Origin of the sequence: Pseudobythopirellula maris, assembly GCF_007859945.1 — a bacterium.
In the GTDB taxonomy this organism is placed as follows: Bacteria; Planctomycetota; Planctomycetia; order Pirellulales; family Lacipirellulaceae; genus Pseudobythopirellula; species Pseudobythopirellula maris.
The window spans coordinates 937652-955068 of sequence record NZ_SJPQ01000002.1; the positions used below are offsets into that span (position 1 = coordinate 937652).

At 67.6% G+C, this 17417-nt stretch carries 17 protein-coding genes; 10 read left to right on the forward strand and 7 right to left on the reverse strand.

What is annotated here, in order from left to right:
- Nucleotides 1–324: 324 nt before the first annotated feature.
- The 4 genes from ald to Mal64_RS11470 all read left to right on the forward strand — a co-directional run bounded on the left by ald (nt 325) and on the right by Mal64_RS11470 (nt 3672).
- Nucleotides 325–1434, forward strand: a complete 1110-nt coding sequence (ald, locus tag Mal64_RS11455) for an alanine dehydrogenase (RefSeq protein WP_146400217.1) — start codon at nt 325–327, stop codon at nt 1432–1434.
- 348 nt (nt 1435–1782) lie between these two features.
- Nucleotides 1783–2871: an S-methyl-5-thioribose-1-phosphate isomerase gene (gene mtnA / locus Mal64_RS11460; protein ID WP_146400219.1), complete on the forward strand. Its 1089-nt coding sequence runs from the start codon at nt 1783–1785 to the stop codon at nt 2869–2871.
- Between the two features lie 85 nt (nt 2872–2956).
- Entirely contained in the window at nt 2957–3217 is a 261-nt protein-coding gene (locus Mal64_RS11465) for a hypothetical protein (RefSeq protein WP_146400221.1), read from the forward strand.
- Nucleotides 3214–3672, forward strand: a complete 459-nt coding sequence (locus tag Mal64_RS11470; RefSeq protein ID WP_146400223.1) for a type II toxin-antitoxin system VapC family toxin — start codon at nt 3214–3216, stop codon at nt 3670–3672. Before Mal64_RS11465 ends, Mal64_RS11470 begins: the two co-directional genes overlap by 4 nt.
- A 25-nt stretch (nt 3673–3697) precedes the next feature.
- On the opposite strand, the gene Mal64_RS11475 is transcribed toward Mal64_RS11470, so the two are convergent.
- Both Mal64_RS11475 and Mal64_RS11480 read right to left on the reverse strand, forming a co-directional pair.
- On the reverse strand, nt 3698–4018 hold the full coding sequence (locus Mal64_RS11475; protein WP_146400225.1) for a hypothetical protein: 321 nt from the start codon (nt 4016–4018) through the stop codon (nt 3698–3700).
- Nucleotides 4015–5094: a DUF1559 domain-containing protein gene (locus Mal64_RS11480; RefSeq protein WP_231993682.1), complete on the reverse strand. Its 1080-nt coding sequence runs from the start codon at nt 5092–5094 to the stop codon at nt 4015–4017. The genes Mal64_RS11475 and Mal64_RS11480 overlap by 4 nt, the downstream gene beginning before the upstream one ends.
- 250 nt (nt 5095–5344) lie before the next feature.
- Between Mal64_RS11480 and mntR the strand changes: the two genes are divergently transcribed.
- Nucleotides 5345–5779, forward strand: a complete 435-nt coding sequence (gene mntR / locus Mal64_RS11485) for a manganese-binding transcriptional regulator MntR (RefSeq protein WP_146400229.1) — start codon at nt 5345–5347, stop codon at nt 5777–5779.
- A 59-nt stretch (nt 5780–5838) separates the two neighbouring features.
- The gene (locus tag Mal64_RS11490; protein WP_146400231.1) at nt 5839–6648 is read left to right on the forward strand and encodes a TrmH family RNA methyltransferase; all 810 of its coding nucleotides are present in this window, start codon (nt 5839–5841) and stop codon (nt 6646–6648) included.
- 18 nt (nt 6649–6666) lie between these two features.
- Here Mal64_RS11490 and phnD read toward each other — a convergent pair whose 3' ends face one another.
- The gene (phnD, locus tag Mal64_RS11495; protein WP_146400233.1) at nt 6667–7746 is read right to left on the reverse strand and encodes a phosphate/phosphite/phosphonate ABC transporter substrate-binding protein; all 1080 of its coding nucleotides are present in this window, start codon (nt 7744–7746) and stop codon (nt 6667–6669) included.
- A gap of 471 nt (nt 7747–8217) precedes the next feature.
- On the opposite strand from phnD, the gene Mal64_RS11500 reads away from it, so the two are divergent.
- The 4 genes from Mal64_RS11500 (at nt 8218) to Mal64_RS11515 (ending at nt 12461) form a co-directional block, all read left to right on the forward strand.
- A complete protein-coding gene (locus Mal64_RS11500; RefSeq protein WP_146400235.1) occupies nt 8218–8646 on the forward strand; it encodes a hypothetical protein in 429 nt (142 codons plus the stop codon).
- A gap of 412 nt (nt 8647–9058) precedes the next feature.
- Nucleotides 9059–9676 carry a hypothetical protein gene (locus Mal64_RS11505; protein ID WP_146400237.1) on the forward strand — a complete coding sequence of 206 codons (618 nt, stop codon included), beginning with the start codon at nt 9059–9061 and terminating at the stop codon, nt 9674–9676.
- Nucleotides 9676–10557: a formylmethanofuran--tetrahydromethanopterin N-formyltransferase gene (locus tag Mal64_RS11510; RefSeq protein WP_146400239.1), complete on the forward strand. Its 882-nt coding sequence runs from the start codon at nt 9676–9678 to the stop codon at nt 10555–10557. Before Mal64_RS11505 ends, Mal64_RS11510 begins: the two co-directional genes overlap by 1 nt.
- Before the next feature lie 272 nt (nt 10558–10829).
- The gene (locus Mal64_RS11515) at nt 10830–12461 is read left to right on the forward strand and encodes a 30S ribosomal protein S1 (RefSeq protein WP_146400241.1); all 1632 of its coding nucleotides are present in this window, start codon (nt 10830–10832) and stop codon (nt 12459–12461) included.
- 99 nt (nt 12462–12560) lie between these two features.
- On the opposite strand, the gene Mal64_RS11520 is transcribed toward Mal64_RS11515, so the two are convergent.
- From Mal64_RS11520 to Mal64_RS11535, 4 genes are all read right to left on the reverse strand, one after another.
- The gene (locus Mal64_RS11520; RefSeq protein WP_146400243.1) at nt 12561–13823 is read right to left on the reverse strand and encodes a glycosyltransferase family 4 protein; all 1263 of its coding nucleotides are present in this window, start codon (nt 13821–13823) and stop codon (nt 12561–12563) included.
- A 178-nt stretch (nt 13824–14001) separates the two neighbouring features.
- Nucleotides 14002–15087, reverse strand: coding sequence for a GDP-mannose 4,6-dehydratase (gene gmd, locus Mal64_RS11525; RefSeq protein ID WP_146400245.1), 1086 nt, complete (start codon nt 15085–15087; stop codon nt 14002–14004).
- 105 nt (nt 15088–15192) lie between these two features.
- Entirely contained in the window at nt 15193–16140 is a 948-nt protein-coding gene (locus Mal64_RS11530) for a GDP-L-fucose synthase family protein (protein WP_146400247.1), read from the reverse strand.
- Between the two features lie 232 nt (nt 16141–16372).
- Nucleotides 16373–17368 (reverse strand): NAD-dependent epimerase/dehydratase family protein, encoded by a 996-nt coding sequence (locus Mal64_RS11535; RefSeq protein WP_146400249.1) that lies wholly within the window; start codon nt 17366–17368, stop codon nt 16373–16375.
- Nucleotides 17369–17417 lie beyond the last annotated feature (49 nt).

Genomic DNA, 17417 nt, shown 5'->3' on the forward strand with positions numbered 1-17417 from the left:
CTTGTTCGATTCGGTCGGTACGGGAAGGCGGATCGGGCCGCCCGCCGGGGCGCAGCTCTGCGCAAAGATGCCAGATAGCCGACGCACTCATGTCGATGGGAATTTGGTAGCTTAGCGGTCTGGCGACGCCTCCACAAGCCTCGCCAAAGCACCGTGGCCCGTTTTCTTGGTCAGAATTGTTCCAAGAGAACGGCCTGAGCCCCCCGCACAAAGCATGCTGGCGGGCGGATTGCTTGATATCGGCCGCGGCGCCCCCCGATCCCTCCCCCATTTGCCCTCCCGCCCCAGTTCTTTCTCCCGAAGCCCCCACCACAGAAGATTCCGATGATTATTGGCGTTCCCAAAGAGGTGAAACCTGACGAATACCGTGTCGCCATGCTGCCCGTGGGCGTCGAGGAGCTCACGCGCCGCGGCCACGCGGTGGTGCTGGAGCGGGGCGCCGGCGTCGGTTCGGGCCTGCCGGACGAGGCTTACGAGGCCGTGGGGGCCAAGCTCGTCGACGGCCCCGAGCAGGTGTTCGGCGAGGCCGACCTGATCGTCAAAGTCAAAGAGCCCCAGCCCGAAGAGTGGCCGCTGATCCGCCCCGGGCAGACGCTCTTCACCTACTTCCACTTTGCGGCTTGCCGCAACCTGACCGAGGCGATGCTCGAACGACGGGCGACCTCGCTCGCTTACGAGACGCTGTCGGACGGCTCGGGCCGGCTGCCGCTGCTCACGCCGATGAGCGAAGTCGCCGGCCGCATGAGCGTGCAGGAAGGCGCCAAGTACCTGGAGAAGCCGCAGATGGGCCGCGGCATCCTCTTGGGCGGCGTGCCGGGCGTGGCGCCGGCTTACATCACGGTGCTGGGGGGCGGCGTGGTGGGAGCGAACGCCGCGCGCATCGCCGCCGGCTTCGGGGCCAGCGTGTCGATCCTCGACATCAACATGGACCGCCTGCGGTACCTCGACGACGTGATGCCGGCCAACGTGACCGTGTTGTTCAGCGACCGCCACACGATCCGTCGCCAGCTCGAGCGGGCCGACCTGGTGATTGGCGCCGTGCTGATCCCCGGGGCCAAGGCGCCGATGCTGGTCGAGGAGGAGGACCTCAAGCGGATGCAGCCGGGCAGTGTGATCTGCGACGTGGCGATCGACCAAGGGGGCTGCATCGCCACGAGCCGCCCCACCTCGCACGCCGAGCCGACCTACATCGTCGACGACGTGGTCCACTACTGCGTGACGAACATGCCGGGCGCCGTCGGCCGCACGAGCACGTTCGCGCTGTGCAACGTGACGCTGCCGTGGGTGATCCAGCTCGCCCAGCGTGGCGTGGAGGAGTCGATGCGCGACCTGAAGCCAATCGCCGAAGCGGCCAACACCCACGACGGTGCGGTCACCAACCGCGCGGTCGCGGAGACCTTCGGGCTGGAGTACGATGGGCGGTTCGAAGGGTGATTCACCACAGAGGCACAGAGGGCACGGAAAAAGAAAAATGGACTGGATTACAGGATTAAGAAAGATCGACAGGATTCGGGTCTTTAGAGCGGTTTGCTCATTGGTGTAGACGCTCGGCTCGCGATCGGCGTCATGGCTTCGTCAGCCTGCATCGACAATGCACCGCATTGCCTGCTTCGGCTTCCTCGCCACGCCGCCAATCGCTTCCCCGCTCCTCCACACCTATTCGAAAACCGCTCTAGTTTCCTGTAAATCACTTCCAATCCTGTGTTCCTGTCCATCCTTCTCTGAGCCTCTGTGGTAAAGAACTGATCCCTGACCTCTCACCTCCGACCTCTTTTCCGCCTCATGTCTGAAGCGCCCAACACCATTTCCTGGACCGGCGGCGGCGACGGCTTCCTCACGCTGCTCGACCAGACACGCTTGCCGGGCGAGACGGCCTACCTCAACTGCGAGGACGTCGAGAGCGTTTACGACGCGATCAAACGGCTCGCCGTGCGCGGGGCGCCGGCGATCGGCATCGCGGCGGCCTACGGCGTTTGCCTCGCGACGCGCGAGACGAGCAGCCTCACCGAGGCCCGCACCGCGGCGCTCGCCGCTTGCGATCGGCTGGCCGAGAGCCGGCCGACGGCGGTCAACCTGTTCTGGGCGCTGGAGCGGATGCGCGGCGTGATCACTGCGATGGCCGACGACACCCCCGTGGTGCAGTTCGCCAAGCGGCTCGCCGGCGAGGCCCGCGCGATCCACGACGAGGACCGCGCCCAGTGCGCCGCGATCGGCCGCCACGGCGCCGAGCTCCTGGCCGAGGTCGTGCCGCCCGGCGGCGGGGTTCTCACGCACTGCAACACCGGCGCGCTGGCGACCGGCGGCGACGGCACGGCGCTCGCCGTGCTGTTCGCCCTGCACCGCGCCCGGCAAGAGTCGAACCAGAGCTTCACCGTCTTCGCGGACGAGACCCGCCCGCTGCTCCAAGGCGCGCGGCTGACGATGTGGGAGCTCATCGAGCGCGGCGTGCCGGCCACGCTGATCTGCGACTCGATGGCCGCCCAGGTGATGCGCGAGGGACGCGTGCAGGCGGTGATCGTCGGCGCCGACCGCATCGCGGCCAACGGCGACGCGGCCAACAAGATCGGCACTTACGGCTTGGCGGTGCTGGCCAAGCACCACGGCGTGCCGTTCTACGTGGCGGCGCCCTCGACCACGTTCGACCTGGAACTCGCCTCTGGCGACGAGATCCCGATCGAAGAGCGCGCGGCCGAAGAGATCACCGACGGCTTCGGTCGCCGCACCGCCCCCGAGGGGGCGCAGGTTTACAACCCGGCGTTCGACGTCGCACCGGCGGCGCTCGTGACGGCGATCATCACCGAGCGCGGCGTGATCTCACCGGTGACGGGCGAAGAAGTCGCGGCGATCGTTGGGACCGAGATTCCGGCGTGACCGCTTCCCCCGCCGGGCTAGAATAGAGAGGGTCGATGCCTCGGTTTACCACGAACCTCTCCCAACCCTCGCGGGTCCCCCAGCCATGGAACTACCCCTCACCCCCGACAGCGAGAAGTTGCTCAACGAACTGGTCGCCGGTGGCGGATACGCCTCCGAAGGCGAGGCGGTCTCGGCGGCGTTGCGAATGCTGCACGAGCGTACGGCCGGCAGAAGAAGCAACGTGAGTTTGACGAAAGAAGAAAAGCTGGAGCTATTGAACAATAGCATCGATTCTCTTCCCAAGAGCAACGCACGCGATGTCGATACGAGCCGCGAGTCAATCTACGAAGGACGTGGTGAATGACGGTCCTTGTTGACACGAACGTGCTACTCCGTGTCAACCACGATGGCCACCCACAATCCGCAACCGCTCAAGAAACGATCTCGCGTCTTATCAACACTTCGCACGATCTGAGGACCGTGCCCCAAGTGCTGTATGAATACTGGGCGGTGGCGACCCGTCCTGTGGAATCTAATGGGCTTGGCTTCCCATCGTCCGTGGCGAATCGATGGCTTGTCGTGTGGGGCGATGTCTTCCCCACATTTCGCGATGAACGCGGCGTTCTCGATGAGTGGTGGAGGCTCGTGGTCGATCACGAGGTGAGCGGAAAAACGACGCATGATGCGAGGCTCGTTGCCGCCATGATTCGCCACAGCGTCACGCATCTGCTGACCTTCAATGTCAGCGATTTCAAACGCTACGACGAGATCGTCGTCTTCTCACCTGATGCTTATCTTGCCGGCGAAGTCAGGTTGTGACTTATGGTCCGGTGTGGCTTAACTCTCACCACGCGACCTGGTCTTCCATCATCCGCCGCGCCTCGGCGGCGGCTTCCTCCCAGTCGCCCGCTCGCGCCTTGGCGACCACGCCGCGCAGCCACCGCGCCTCGTGCGGAGCGAGCCGACCGGCGTCGGATTCCGTGGCGAGGTACGACTCGACCGCGTCGAGCTTGTCCTCCGCCCGCCGGTTGCAGACGTTGTAGAGCGACTTGGCGCCGTCGTACGCCGCGGGGCTGAGTCCCTCGTAGCCGCCGCAGCCGCTCGCCGCGAGCAGCAGCAACGCCGCGGCCATTCGGATTCGGGCGGTACTCGATTGGTGGCTCATAGCTCCTCGCTGACTTCTTGTTCGCCGATGCTGGAGTACTCCGCCCAGCGGAGCAGGTCGACACTGTCGGTGACGAATCGCACCGAGGCGTCGCCCAGGCAGACGTTGCCGCCGCCGAGGTGCTCGGCGTACATCTGGCCGACGTGGTACGTGGGAAAGTTCACCGGGTGGATGATCGGCAGCCCCGTGATGTCGAGCTCGCCGCCCGAGGGGCCGCCGTGCACCAGCACGAGCGTGGCCGCCGCGTCGGGGCCGTTCTCCGGCGAGGCGAACCGCGGGTGCGTGAACGCCCCCGGCACGACCCCGGCCCACGACTTGTCGGAGAGCGCCGAGGAGTGCTCGCCGAAGAAGATCGTCTGCGACAGACCGTCGGTCACGTCTTTGAAGCGGGTCTCCGAGTTGCGGTAGAACGGTCCGTCGGCCACGAGCGACACGTCGCCGCCGTGCTCGACCTGCTCCGTGGCGCTGGTGTAGATGTTGGTGAAGACCGGCCCCGAGGCGGTGGCGCCGCACTCGCCCCAACACGACTCCTGGCCGTGGCTCGCCACGTAGTGCGAGCGGCCCAGCAGCACGGTCGAGCCGCCCCGCACGAGCGGGTCGCCCGCTTCGTCTTGGGCCTCGAACGGTTCGCGTGGGCCCGAAGACGAAGGGCAGAGCAAGCCGCTGATCGGCGCAGCGACCTGCGCCGCTTGGCTGTCGTCCCACAGCGACAATTCCTTGTCGGTCGCTTGGCTCAGCGCGCCCTCCTCCACGTAGGGCAGCAAGTAGGCGTACCAGCCCCAGCCGGGCGGCGCGTCCCACGTGTCGGGGTCGCGCTCGGCGGGGGGCGGCGTGGCGAGCGAGCGCGAGGCGTAGCCGGGAGGCAGGCGGCGGATGGCGTCGTGGTGGTTGTGCGCCGCCAGGCCGATCTGCCTCAGCTGATTCGAGCACTGAGCACGGCGGGCCGCCTCGCGGGCGGTCTGCACCGCCGGCAGCAGCAAGGCGACGAGGATCCCGATGATCGCGATCACCACGAGCAGCTCGACGAGCGTGAAACCGCCAAGCGCCGCGCGACAGCCGCCGGGGCGACGCCTCACGGCGCGTCTCGGGCTAGCCAAGGCCCAGCGGTTGAGAGAAGCTTGCTTCCACATCGATTGCAACTCCTTGCGGTGCGTAAGAGACGAACGGCACAGCCCGTTGCTGGCATGCCGCCTTCGAAGCACCGGATATTTAGCCAGGGTTAAACCCCGGCCGATTGTAGCCCAGGCTAAACCCGCGTCAACCGTTTTTTTCGACTAATCAAAACCTTGCTGCCGGGCGAGCTCGCCTGACGCCCCAGACGCCCGCATGGATGCCCCCGCCCCCCGACAATCGAAACGCTTCCGCCGCATCCGCGACGACCACGCCGCGGAGACCGCCGAGGACTACGTCGAGGCGATCGCCGAGTTGGCGCGCGACGAGGGGCAGTGCCGCGGCGCCGACCTGGCGCGGCACTTCGGTGTGAGCCACGTGACGGTCACTAAAACCGTCGCCCGGCTGGCTGCCGAGGGTCTGGTCGAGACCGAGCCATACCAGCCGATCGCGCTCACCAAGAAGGGCGAGCGGCTGGCCGAGGCGAGCCGCAAGCGGCACGAGGTGGTGCTCGCCTTCCTGCTCGCCCTGGGCGTGGACGAGGCGACGGCTCAGGCCGACGCCGAGGGAATCGAGCACCACGTGAGTCCATCGACACTCAAGCGATTCAAGGCGTTTCTTGAAAACCAGCCCGACGGAGAGGCGGATTGAAAATTGCGAATCGCAAATTATCAATTTTCAGATTCGCAATCTTCGACCAACCGTTTCGCATGACCGCACCGCTTATCACCAGCCGCCACAACCCGCGTCTCAAAGAGGCCGCCAAGCTGCGTGACGCGCGTGAGCGCCGCCGCACCGGCCGCTTCCTCGTCGACGGCGCCCGCGAGACGCTCCGCGCCCTGGCGGCCGGGGCCGAGCCGGTCGAGGCGTTTGTCTCCGAGGGGCTCGATGACGCGCTCACCACAGAAGCCCTCGCCGAGCTGGAGCGGCGCAGCACGCCGCTCAGCCCCGTCGCGCCCGAGGCGTTCGCCAAGCTCGCTTATGGCCAACGCGAGACCGGCCTGGTGCTCGTGGCCACGGCGCCCAAACGCTCGCTAGGCGACCTCAAGCTGCCGGCCGACCCGCTGGTGGTCGTCTTGGAAGGGGTCGAGAAGCCGGGCAACCTGGGGGCGATCCTCCGCACGGCCGACGGCGCCGGGGTCGACGCCGTGGTCGTGGCCGACCCGCGGACCGACCTGATGAACCCGAACACGATCCGGGCGAGTGTCGGCGCCGTGTTCAAACAGAACATCGCCGTGGCGACCACCGAAGAAACGATCGCCTGGCTCGCCGGGCGCGGGCTGCGGACGCTCGTCACCCGGCCCGAGGCGGCGGAGCGCTACGACCGCACGGACCTCGCCGGCGGCGTCGCCCTGGTGCTGGGGAGCGAGGCGCACGGGCTGTCGGACGCCTGGGAGCGGTCGGCCCTCAAGCTGACCGCCCTGTCGCTGCCGATGGCGGGCGTAGCCGACAGCCTCAACGTGTCGGCCGCCGCGGCGGTGCTGCTCTACGAGGCGCGGCGGCAACGCGACGCGGTGTAGGGAACACGCTCGCAGGCTTCACTCCGCGGCGGCGGAGTGTTGGGCGCGGACGCGGCGGATCGCCTCGTCGATGCGGCGGATGTTGTCCCAGTCGTCCTTGTAGTTGACGGCCACGAACTGCGCAGCGCCCGAGTCGGCGTACTTGGCCGCCACGCTCGAGCCTTCCCAGGCGAACGAGAGCAGGGCCTCGCGGATCGCGTCGCGCGTCGCGGCGGGCAGGTTGTGGGCGTAGCCGATCGTGGCCGGCGGGAAACGCTCCGAGTCGTAGATCACCTTGAAATCATCCGTCGAGACCTCGCCGCTCGTGGTGAGCCGGTCGAGGATGTCGCTCGCCACCGGGGCGGCCGCCTCTTCGCCCGCCGCCACGGCGTGGATCGACGTGACGTGGTCATAGGTAAAGCCCCATTGGTAGTCACGCTCGGGCAGCATCCCCTCGTCGTTCATCAGCTGCACCATCGCCGCCTTGAAGCCGGAGTTCGAGTCGGGCCGGGTGAAGGCGATCTTCTTGCCGCGCAGGTCGCCCAGGCCCTCGGCCTTGCTGTCCTTCGAGACGATCAGCTTCATGCGGTAGCCGTACTCCCCAGCGGCGTCGCCGAACGTGCAGACCGGCGTGAAGCCGACGTTGGCCACGGCCGTCGGCACGGCGCCGGTGTTCACGCCGATCACGTGGACCTCGTCGCGCGCCATCGCGGCGAACTGCTCGCCGGTGGTCTCGTAGTGGGCGTACTCGACCGGCAGGCCGGTCGCCTCGGAGATCGCCGTGGTCACGTCGGCCCACACCTCGGCGGCGTCTTCCGGCTCGGGCGAGGCGATGTACGAGAACACCAGCCGCTCGGGCGCCGCGGCGGCCTCTCCGTCAGCGGGTTCGGCCGGCGGGTCGTTCACCAGGTCGTGGTCGGCGTCGCTGAAGGGGACGGTCTCTTCGGGAAGCTGCACCGCCTCGCCCATCAGGCGGGCGAGCATGTTGTCCTCCATCTCCTTCTGAGCGGCCCGCTCGTAGCCGGGCAGCGTGAAGCGGATTCCCACCGCTAGCAGCAGCACCGGCAGCAAGATCTTGAGCAAACGTCCGAAGGAAAAGGCGCCGGGGTCAGCACTCATAGGGAAGGGTCCTCAGCGGGTCGAACGCGAAGAAGGAAGGGCGAAACAAAGCGGCCTTGCGCGAGGTCGGGTCATGGCCGTGACGAGAACTCCGCGACGAGGAGCGCCGATGCGGCGTTCCTCGTCTCCCGCTTTAGGCGAGAACCTGGCCCCGCGAAGGGCGAGAACCTGGGACCGTCGCCGCCACAAGATAGCACCACGCCCACGCGACTTGCAAACAAGCGTGGCCAAAAGCCGCCGCCCGACACGTCCGCCGCCCGCCGCCCGCCCCGGCGAGGCGACTGCTTTGGGGCAGGATTGCTATGGCGGCGGAAGCCGCCCGGGCCTTATGCTGCGTGGCGCACCTTATGACGGATTCTCCTGCTGCGCGACGCCGCCCGCCCCCTGAGGCCCGAGTGGCGTTCTTTTTACCTACCTAGCAAGGGATTTGGCGGCCGTCCTCTCGGCGACGCCTCGAGCGTGAGCGGTTCGATGGAATGTGATCGGGTTTTTTGGGTGCTCACCAGTGGGCCTTTCCCCACCGGCGGCGATGACGACCTGGAGGTCGACCGCCACCTTTCCCGTTGCGCCTCGTGCTGGAAGTTTGCCGCGGCGCTGCAGCCGTTCGATCACATCGAGCACGAGTCGCTCACCCCGTTTGAGAGCCGCGACCTGCCCGGCTACTGGGGCGAGCGGACCCCGCCGCGCGAGCTGCTCGAAGAGCTAACGTCCGCGTCCCCCGCACGCCAGGAGTCGGCGACCGCCGGCGCGGCGGCGCCCGTCGCGGCCCCACAGCTCGTGCCCCCCTTGGTCCGCCCGCGGGTCGCGACGGCCGAGCGTCGTGCGGAGCTCGCCCCGAAGGCGTGGCTGTGCGGCTCGCTGCTGGCGAGCGCGGCGGCGGCCGTGTGGTGGCTCTTCTGAGAGTTGGGCGGGGCAGGCGTTCCACCCCAACGACTATTTTTCTTGCAATCCGTTGCGGCAGTGCGCCATACTCCCCCACGGAACAGAGAACCGCGCCGGTGTTCCGCGTGGCGTGTCGCCGCGAAGGGCGCCGGCGGACTTTTCTTGAGGAGGCGTTGCGATGTATGCAAGTCGTTTTTCGATCGGCGTAGCTGTCGCTGTCTTGTGCCTTTCACCGTCACTCTCACGTGCGCAGGAAACCTTCGCGGAGCTCATTCAAGATGCGGGCGCGCGTCCGTCTGCTTCGGCGCCAGCGACAGCTCAAGGGCCTCGCTCCGAGAGTCACCCGGTTTGCCGTCACTGGGCTGATTCGAGTCCCGAGAAAACGGAACTGGTCTACCAACGTTTGCTCTCTCCCATGACGTCGGCGGGCATGGAGTTCACCGACACACCGCTCGAGGAAGTCGTCGCGTTCCTACGCAACGAATACAACATCGAGGTGCAGTTGGACACCCCGAGCCTTGATGATTTTGGGATCGGGCCAGACAAGAGCGTTGATATCCAAGCGAGAAACACGACGCTCGGCGCCGCGCTGCAGTTGCTGCTGAACCAACTGGAGCTCGGCTACACGATCACCGACGGCGTGCTAATGATCACCACGCAAGAGGAAGTCGAGCTGCGTCTGACGACGGCGGTCTACTGTCTCGATGGCATGGATATCCGCCCTAATGCGATGCACCGAGCGCTGACCCAAACGGTCGCGCCTAGCAGCTGGCAGGATAAAGGGGGTAGCGATGCAGAGGCGATCTTGGTCAACGACCGCACGATTGTCATCTCGCAAACAACCCGAGCCCACGAGCAGATCCATGCTTTGCTCGGCGCCCTGCGGTCCGCGATGAAGGACGCCACTTCGCCAGCAAAAGAGCACGCTGGCAGAGGTCGGGCGGCCCAAGCGAGAGCGCTTGAGGAAACCGCTCACGACCAGGACGGCTACAATCGCGCCATCGGCAACTCAGACGCCGATGCGTCAGACCCCTTCGGCGGCTTTTGATGCGGCTCGGAGCGACGCTCATCACCGACGAGTCGTGCCAGGCGTTCCGGGCGCACTACGCTCGGCTGCGCGTGACGGCGCAGGACGACCACTGGCTGCGCGCTGCGCTCGACGCGCTGTGCGGCTACGCGACGAGCGTTATCGGCTGCGACGCCGAGGTCGGCGTCGAACGCACGCTCGCGCCGGACCGGTCCAGCGGGGACCGGCCCGGCGCCGACGTGCTGCTGTTCGGTCTCAAGGCCAAGCCGCTCGCCCGGGCGGTGATGAACCGCACGGGACAGTGCCTGCTCACCTGTCCCACGGTCGAGGTGCGTGTCGCCACGCCCGAGCCGCATCAATCGTTCACCTTCGGCGACTGGCTCCGCTGCTTCGGCGACGGCTTCGAACGCCAGGACGAGGCGACCGGCGAGTGGGTCGTTCCCGTGATGGAGGGCGAGGTGCGTTTCGAGCCCAAGGTGGGCGTAGCCCGCGGCCTGGCTGGCGGGGTGCTCATGCTGCAAGGCGCCGAGCAGGCGGCTGTGCTCGCCGCCGCGCGGCGTGCGGCCGAGGCGCTCGCCGAGACAGCGGGCGTGATCACGCCGTTCCCCGGCGGTGTCTGCCGCAGCGGCAGCAAGGTCGGCTCGAAGTACCGCGGCCCGGTCGCATCGACCAACGAGGCGTTCTGCCCGACGCTCCGCGAGCGGGTCGCCACGCGGTTGGTCGAGGGCGCCCGCTGCGCGTACGAGATCGTCATCGACGGCGTCGACGAGCCGGCGGTCCGCGGCGCGATGGCCGTGGCGATGCGTGCGGCGGCGGGCGACGGCTTGCTGGCGATCGGCGCGAGCGACCTGGGGGGCCGCAGGGGAGGGGTGAAGATCGCCCTGCGCGACGTGCTCCGCTGAGCGGCTTTTTCGCCGCACATCGGATCCGAAATCGCCGAAATACCTCGTTCTGGGGCCTCACGCGAGGATTTAGGTAATTTGCCGCTCGATTTCCTTGCATAAACCGCTTGATCGGGTGACTGGATCGTTGCTTGCCGCGGCCCGGGGTGGTTACACTCATCGGTTCCCGCGGGAGCCCAGCCCGAGCTGCGCGACTCACGGTTCATTTTTTGCGTGCTTACTTTTGCGATAAGTAAAGCGACACGTCCCTTGTCAACGAGGCCCCGAGTCGGATGACCGACGAGACGACCGCCCCCACGGCGGAGCAAGCCGCTCCCACCGAGCGGCAGACCACCACGCCCGACGTAGTGGATCAATCGACCCCACAACCCGCAGCCACGCCCGCGCCCGAAGCGACGCCTGTCGCCACGGCGACGGAACCGGCGCCTGCTCAGCCCGCGGCTGAGGCTAGCGTCGCCCCAGCGCCCGTCGCCCCAGCGCCCGCCGCTCAGGCGACGGCGGCAGCGTCCGCAGACGACGGCGCGAAGCCGAGCGAGCGGATCCGCATCGGCACGCAGCGCGTCGAGGGTAGCGCCGAGGCGCTCGAGCCCAAGCCGGTGACGCCCGTCACCGAGGCGGACCCGTCGGCGCCCAAGCCGAGCCAGCAGAAGGCCTACCCACCGCCCAACGTCCGTTCGCAGCTCAGCGCCGAGGAGCAGTCGGAGCTCGACGCGGCGATGGCCGGCTCGGACCTCGACTCGATCGCCGCCGAGGCGGCCGGCGCCGCCGGCAAGACGATCGAAGACGACACCCGAGTGACCGGCACGGTGGCCCGGATCCACGGCGACGACATCTTCGTCGAGCTCGGCAAGCCGACCCAGGGCGTGCTGCCGCTCAAGCAGTTCGAGGGCAAAGAGGCGCCGACCGAGGGCCAGCAGGTCGAGGTCCGCGTGATCCGCCTGAAGGAAGACGACGGCCTGTACGAGCTGTCTCTACCGAGCGCCCCGCAGGAAGTCGGCAACTGGGACGAGGTGTCCGAGGGCCAGGTCGTCAACGTGACGATCACCGGCCACAACAAGGGCGGCCTGGAGTGCAAGGTTTCCGGCATCAGAGGCTTCATGCCGATGGGCCAGATCTCGCTCTACCGCGTGGAGAACGCCGAGGAGTACGTCGGCCAGACGATCGCCGCGGTGATCACCGAGGCCAACCGCTCGCGCAAGAACTTGGTGCTGAGCCACAAGTCGATCATGCAGCGTGAGCGCGCCGAGAAGCGCGACCAGCTGCTCGCCGAGTTGGCCCCCGGCCAGATGCGCGAGGGGATCGTGCGGAGCCTGCGCGACTTCGGCGCCTTTGTTGACCTGGGCGGCGTTGACGGCCTGGTGCATGTCAGCAAGCTGAGCTGGGAGCGTGTGGGCCACCCCAAGGAGGTGCTCACCGAGGGCCAGACCATCAAGGTCAAGGTCGAGAAGGTCGACCCCGAGACGGGCAAGATCGCCCTCTCTTACCGCGAGGCGGCCGAGAACCCCTGGGACAAGGCCGAGCAGAACTACCCGGTCGGCGACGTGGCCAAGGGCAAGGTCTCGAAGATCATGGAGTTCGGCGCCTTCGTCCGCCTAGAGCCGGGCATCGAGGGGATGATCCACATCTCCGAGCTGACCCACGGCCGCGTCGGCCGCGTGAACGACGCCGTGAGCGAGGGCCAGGACGTCGAGGCCAAGATCCTCAGCGTCGACCGCAACAAGCAGCGGATCGCCCTGTCGCTCAAGGCCCTGACCGCCGCGCCCGCTCGCGAGAAGCGCCCGGAAGAGCCGCCCGAGCCGCCCCCTTCGCCCGAAGAGATCGCCCGCAAGAAGAAGCGCGACGCGAAGCTCAAGGGCGGCATCGGCGGACCGAGCGGCGGCGAGAAGTTCGGCCTGAAGTGGTGATCTGTCGAGGCGAGCCGTAAGCGTCAGCGCCCGGAGCGGTTGGCGCGCCTTAGCGTGCTCCTTGCCGCTCCGGGCGCTGACGCTTACGGCTCGCAATGCTTACTCCGGAGTATCGAGCCCCTCCACCACGATGTCCGCAAACCGGCCGCAGAGCTCTTTCTTGCTGTAGCGCCCGGCGATGAGTTGCTTCGCGCGACGGCCGCGTTCGGCGATCTCCTCCGGCGGCGTCGCGGCGATCTCGCGCAGCACGGCGGCGGTTTGCTCCACGTCGCCCGGGCGGGCCTCCCAGCCGATCGGGCCGCCGCCCTCTTCGGGCGGGATGGCCTGGGCCGCGTCGAGCAGCTCGGTCACGTGGCTCGGCCGCGGGCCGAAGTAGAGGACCGGGCGGCCGACGGTCATCGCGCCGTAAACCTTGCACGGGTGGACGATGCCCACCAGCGCCTCGTTCATCAGCACCACGTGGATGTCGGCCGACGAGAGCGAGTAGCGGATCGCGTCGAGCGGCTGGTACGGCAGAGAGACGATGTTCTCCGGCTGATGCTCTTCGATCGCGCGGGTCACCGGCGCCTTGCCGGGCCCGCCGCCGATGAACATGAACCTGAGCCGCGGGTCGTCTTGCAGCGTGAGCGCGGCGTCGACCAGCGAGTCGAGCGGCGTGGTGAGCCCGTGGTTGCCGCTGTACATCACGACGAACTTGTCCGCCAATCCGTGCTCGGCGACGAACGGGTTCTCGCTCTTGGGGATGTCGTCCTCCGGCTCGTTGTGCGGCCAGGGGGGAAAGACCGTGGTCTTATCGCTCACGTCGCGTTTAGCGTTGAGCCGCTCGGCCATGAAGGGGTCGAGCGCCACCACGTGGTCCACGGCTCCCAAGAGCCAGCGGTTGAGCCAGTTGAGCATCTTCACGGGCAGCGCCGTGGGCTTCATCACGCCGGTGGCGATCACCTGGTCGGGATTGAGGTCCATCGCCCAGAACACGATCTTCGAGCGCCGCACGAGCCGCACGGCGAGCGCGGCGATGGCCGCCATCGGGGGCGAGGTGCTCACCACGATCTTGTCGGGTCGCGGGCCGAACCAGCCGCGCAGGATCGCCTGCACGAGGAACATCAGCTGCCCGGCGACGCGGTGGAGGATCGACTTCTTGCCGAGCGACGAGAACGGCAGCCGCACGACGTCGACGCCGCCCAGGGTCTCGCGAGCCGGGTAGCGCTGCGTGGGGTCGTCGTAGCCGCGGCCCGAGGTGATCACGCGCACGCGGTAGCCGCGCGCGGCGAGCTCCTCGGCGGCGTCGGCCATGTGCTGCCCCACCGACGTCGGATCGGGCACGTAGACCTGGCTGATGAAGAGAATGTTGCGCTTCGGCATAGGGCGAGGGGAGCGGTTGAACTTGGATTGCGGCCCGGCCGCCGACGGGAGTCGGCGGTTCGCCCCACACAGGGATCGGACTGCGCCGAGACTCGAGCCGCCGACTTCCGTCGGCGGCTGGGCGGAGAGCCCTTTGTGAGGGGAACTTAAGGATAGCCGCCGAACCCAGGTTCGCGACTCAGCGCTCCGCCGCGGCGGACTCCGATTCGGCCAACGCGAGGTCGGATTGCGCCATCATTTTCGATAGTTCCGCGACCGTGACGGTCGGTTCCCAGCCGAGCACCCGCCGCGCCTTCGAGAAGTCGCCCTGCAGGTGGTCGACCTCGGCCGGGCGGTGGTAGCGAGGATCGATCTGGACAAGCTCGCGGCCGTCGGGCCCCACGCCCCGCTCCTCAACTCCCGAGCCGCGCCACTCGATCGGCAGACCGACCTCGGCGAAGCACCACTCGCAGAACTGCCGCACCGTGGTCGGCACGCCCGTGGCGATCACGAAGTCGTCCGGCTGGTCGGCCTGCAGCATGCGCCACATCGCCTCGACGTAGTCGCCCGCGAAGCCCCAGTCGCGTGCCGCCTCGAGGTTGCCCAGGTACAAGCGGTCCTGCAAGCCGAGCCGGATACGCGCGGCCGCGCGGCTGATCTTGCGCGTCACGAACGTCGGCCCGCGGCGCGGCGATTCGTGGTTGAACAAGATCCCGTTCACGGCGTACAGGCCGTACGACTCGCGGTAGTTGCGGGTGATGTGGTAGGCGTACGCCTTGGCCGCCGCGTAAGGGCTGCGGGGGTGGAACGGCGTGTTCTCGGTCTGCGGCGTCTCGACCGCCTTGCCGTACAGCTCGGAGGAGGACGCTTGGTAGAACTTCGTCTCGAGGCCGAGGTCGCGGATCGCCTCGAGCAGCCGCACCACGCCCAGCGCGGTCACGTCGCCCGTGTACTCCGGCACGTCGAACGACACCTTCACGTGCGACTGCGCGCCGAGGTTGTAAACCTCGTGCGGCTCGACCAGCCGCAGCGTCTTGTGCAGCGACGAGGCGTCGCTCAAGTCGCCATAGGTCAGCCGCAGCCGCACGCCTTGCTCGTGCGGGTCTTGATAAAGGTGGTCGATGCGGGCGGTGTTGAAAGACGAGCTGCGGCGCACAATGCCCCACACCTCGTAGCCCTTGGCGAGCAACAGCTCGCTGAGGTACGAGCCGTCCTGGCCGGTGATGCCGGTGATCAGCGCGCGCTTGCCGTTGGCCGCGGGTTGCTTGGTCTCGGGTAGCTTCATCACGAGTTTCTTCTTCGAAGGGGGGACGCCTTGTGGGCGATCGTCTTGGGCGGGGGCCGGGGAGGCTGGGGGGAGGAAGCCGGTGGGGGAGGGGGTCTTAGCTGTTCACGCCTCGTTCTCCAGGAACCACTCGTAGGTCGAGCGCAACCCGTCGGCCAGGGGGATGCGGCTTCGCCAGCCGAGCGATTCGAGCCGTGACACGTCGAGCAGCTTGCGGGGGGCGCCGTCGGGCTTGGTCGTGTCGTAATCGATCGTGGCGTCGGGGCAAACGATCGACCGCACCTGCTCGGCCAGCTCGCTGACGGCCGTGTCGACGCCGACGCCCACGTTGACCGGTCCCGCGCCCTCGTAGCGGTCGAGCAGCGTGAGGCAGGCGTCGGCGAGGTCGTCGACGTGCATCAGTTCGCGACGCGGCGCGCCGGTTCCCCACAGCGCAACCGAACGCCTGCCGGAGCCTTGCTGGCGGCAGGTGTGGAACTTCTGGATCATGCCCGCCACGACGTGCGAGTTCTGCGGGTCGAAGTTGTCGCCCGGGCCGTAGAGGTTGGTGGGCATCGCGGCGAAGAAGTCGCAGCCGTGCTGGCGGCGGTAGGCGTCGCACGCCTTCACGCCGGCGATCTTGGCGATCGCGTAAGCGTCGTTGGTCGGTTCGAGCGGGCCGGAGAGCAGGTGCTCCTCGCGCATCGGCTGCGGGCAATCGCGCGGGTAAACGCAGCTGCTGCCGAGGTACAACAGCCGCCGCACGCCGGTGCGCCACGCGGCGCGCATCACCGTGGCGTGCAGCATCAGGTTGTCGTAAAGGAACTCGGCCGGGCGGGTGCGGTTGGCCTCGATGCCGCCGACCGTGCCGGCGGCGTGGACCACGACCTTGGGACGCTGACGGTCGAACCACGCGTCGACGGCCGCCTGATCGCGCAGGTCGACCTCGTCGCGCGTCGGTGCGAGCAGGTTCGCGAATCCCTCCGCGCGGAATCGGCGCAGCAGCGCCGAGCCGACCATCCCCCGGCCGCCGGTGACCAGCACCTTCGCGTCGCGTGGAATGGGTGAGGGCATGGCGGGTTATTCGCGAGGGGCGTTTTAGTATGCGGGCGCGGCTGAGCCGCCGACGGGAGTCGGCGGTTTGCATGACGAAATGCTGGCCAGCGCTGGGGGGCGAACCGCCGACTCCCGTCGGCGGCTGGGCTTTCATCGTGCTTGGCGGGAAGGCGTTCTATCGCAAAACAAGCGACGCCGGCCAACGGGTGACCGGCGTCGCTCGCAAAGTGTTGTCACGTACCGGCTGAGCTCAGCCCGCCACGCCGGAGCCGTGCTTCTTGAGGTACTCGCCGTGGATCCAGTCGTAGGTGAGCTTCATGCCGTCGGCCAGGCGGATGCCCGGCTCCCAGCCCAAGAGCTCCTTGATCATCGTGTTGTCGCTGTTGCGGCCGTTCACGCCCTTGGGGGCGTCGAGCTTGTAGTGGCGGTCGAGCTTGATGTCGGCGATGTTCTCGACGATGTCCACCAGGCCGTTGATCGTCACGAGCTCGTTCGAGCCGAGGTTGATCGGCTCGAGGATGTCGCTGTGGGTGATCTTGAGGATCCCCTCGATGCAGTCGTCGATGTACATGAAGCTGCGGGTCTGCTTGCCGTCGCCCCAGATCTCCATGTCGTGGTTGCCGGTCTCCTTGGCGGTGATGACCTTGCGGCACATGGCCGCCGGGGCCTTCTCGCGTCCGCCGTCCCAGGTGCCGAGCGGGCCGTAGACGTTGTGGAACCGGGCGACGCGGGTCGTCAGGCCGTAGTCCTCACGGAAGTGGCGGCACATCCGCTCGCAGAAGAGCTTCTCCCAGCCGTAGCCGTCCTCGGGCATGGCGGGGTAAGCGTCTTCTTCCTTGAGGGCGACCACGTCCTCGTTCGTTTGCTTGTCGGCGTTGTAAACGCAGGCGCTCGACGCGTAGAAGAAGCGGTTGACCGTGCCGGCCTGTTGGGCCGCTTGCAGCAGGTGCGTGTTAATCAGCACGCTGAGCATGCAGAGCGCTTTGTTGTTCTCGATGAATCCCATGCCGCCCATGTCGGCGGCCAGGTTGTACACCTCGTGGGCGTCGCGACAGGCGGCCTCGCAGGCGGCCTTTTCTTTCAGGTCGGCCACCACGTTCTCGACGTCGTCGAACACCTGGTACCACTCGCTGGTCGGCTTGATGTCGACGCTGCGGATGCGGGTGTGGCCGAGTTCGCGGAGCTTGGCCACGAGGGCGCCGCCGATAAAGCCGCCGCCGCCGGCGACGAGGATGAGCTTGTCCATGTCGGTCATTGCCTGAAAAAGGAGGGGATCAAGAGGAGTCTAAACAAAG

Bases quoted from the DNA above. Each gene is read 5' to 3' on its own strand.
- Mal64_RS11520 (WP_146400243.1), bottom strand. From the start codon at position 13,823: ATGCCGAAGCGCAACATTCTCTTCATCAGCCAGGTCTACGTGCCCGAT.
- Mal64_RS11505 (WP_146400237.1), top strand. From the start codon at position 9,059: ATGGAGTTCACCGACACACCGCTCGAGGAAGTCGTCGCGTTCCTACGC.
- Mal64_RS11535 (WP_146400249.1), bottom strand. From the start codon at position 17,368: ATGGACAAGCTCATCCTCGTCGCCGGCGGCGGCGGCTTTATCGGCGGC.
- mntR (WP_146400229.1), top strand. From the start codon at position 5,345: ATGGATGCCCCCGCCCCCCGACAATCGAAACGCTTCCGCCGCATCCGC.
- ald (WP_146400217.1), top strand. From the start codon at position 325: ATGATTATTGGCGTTCCCAAAGAGGTGAAACCTGACGAATACCGTGTC.
- Mal64_RS11490 (WP_146400231.1), top strand. From the start codon at position 5,839: ATGACCGCACCGCTTATCACCAGCCGCCACAACCCGCGTCTCAAAGAG.
- Mal64_RS11500 (WP_146400235.1), top strand. From the start codon at position 8,218: ATGGAATGTGATCGGGTTTTTTGGGTGCTCACCAGTGGGCCTTTCCCC.
- Mal64_RS11510 (WP_146400239.1), top strand. From the start codon at position 9,676: ATGCGGCTCGGAGCGACGCTCATCACCGACGAGTCGTGCCAGGCGTTC.
- Mal64_RS11470 (WP_146400223.1), top strand. From the start codon at position 3,214: ATGACGGTCCTTGTTGACACGAACGTGCTACTCCGTGTCAACCACGAT.
- Mal64_RS11515 (WP_146400241.1), top strand. From the start codon at position 10,830: ATGACCGACGAGACGACCGCCCCCACGGCGGAGCAAGCCGCTCCCACC.
- Mal64_RS11465 (WP_146400221.1), top strand. From the start codon at position 2,957: ATGGAACTACCCCTCACCCCCGACAGCGAGAAGTTGCTCAACGAACTG.
- mtnA (WP_146400219.1), top strand. From the start codon at position 1,783: ATGTCTGAAGCGCCCAACACCATTTCCTGGACCGGCGGCGGCGACGGC.
- Mal64_RS11530 (WP_146400247.1), bottom strand. From the start codon at position 16,140: ATGCCCTCACCCATTCCACGCGACGCGAAGGTGCTGGTCACCGGCGGC.
- phnD (WP_146400233.1), bottom strand. From the start codon at position 7,746: ATGAGTGCTGACCCCGGCGCCTTTTCCTTCGGACGTTTGCTCAAGATC.
- Mal64_RS11475 (WP_146400225.1), bottom strand. From the start codon at position 4,018: ATGAGCCACCAATCGAGTACCGCCCGAATCCGAATGGCCGCGGCGTTG.
- gmd (WP_146400245.1), bottom strand. From the start codon at position 15,087: ATGAAGCTACCCGAGACCAAGCAACCCGCGGCCAACGGCAAGCGCGCG.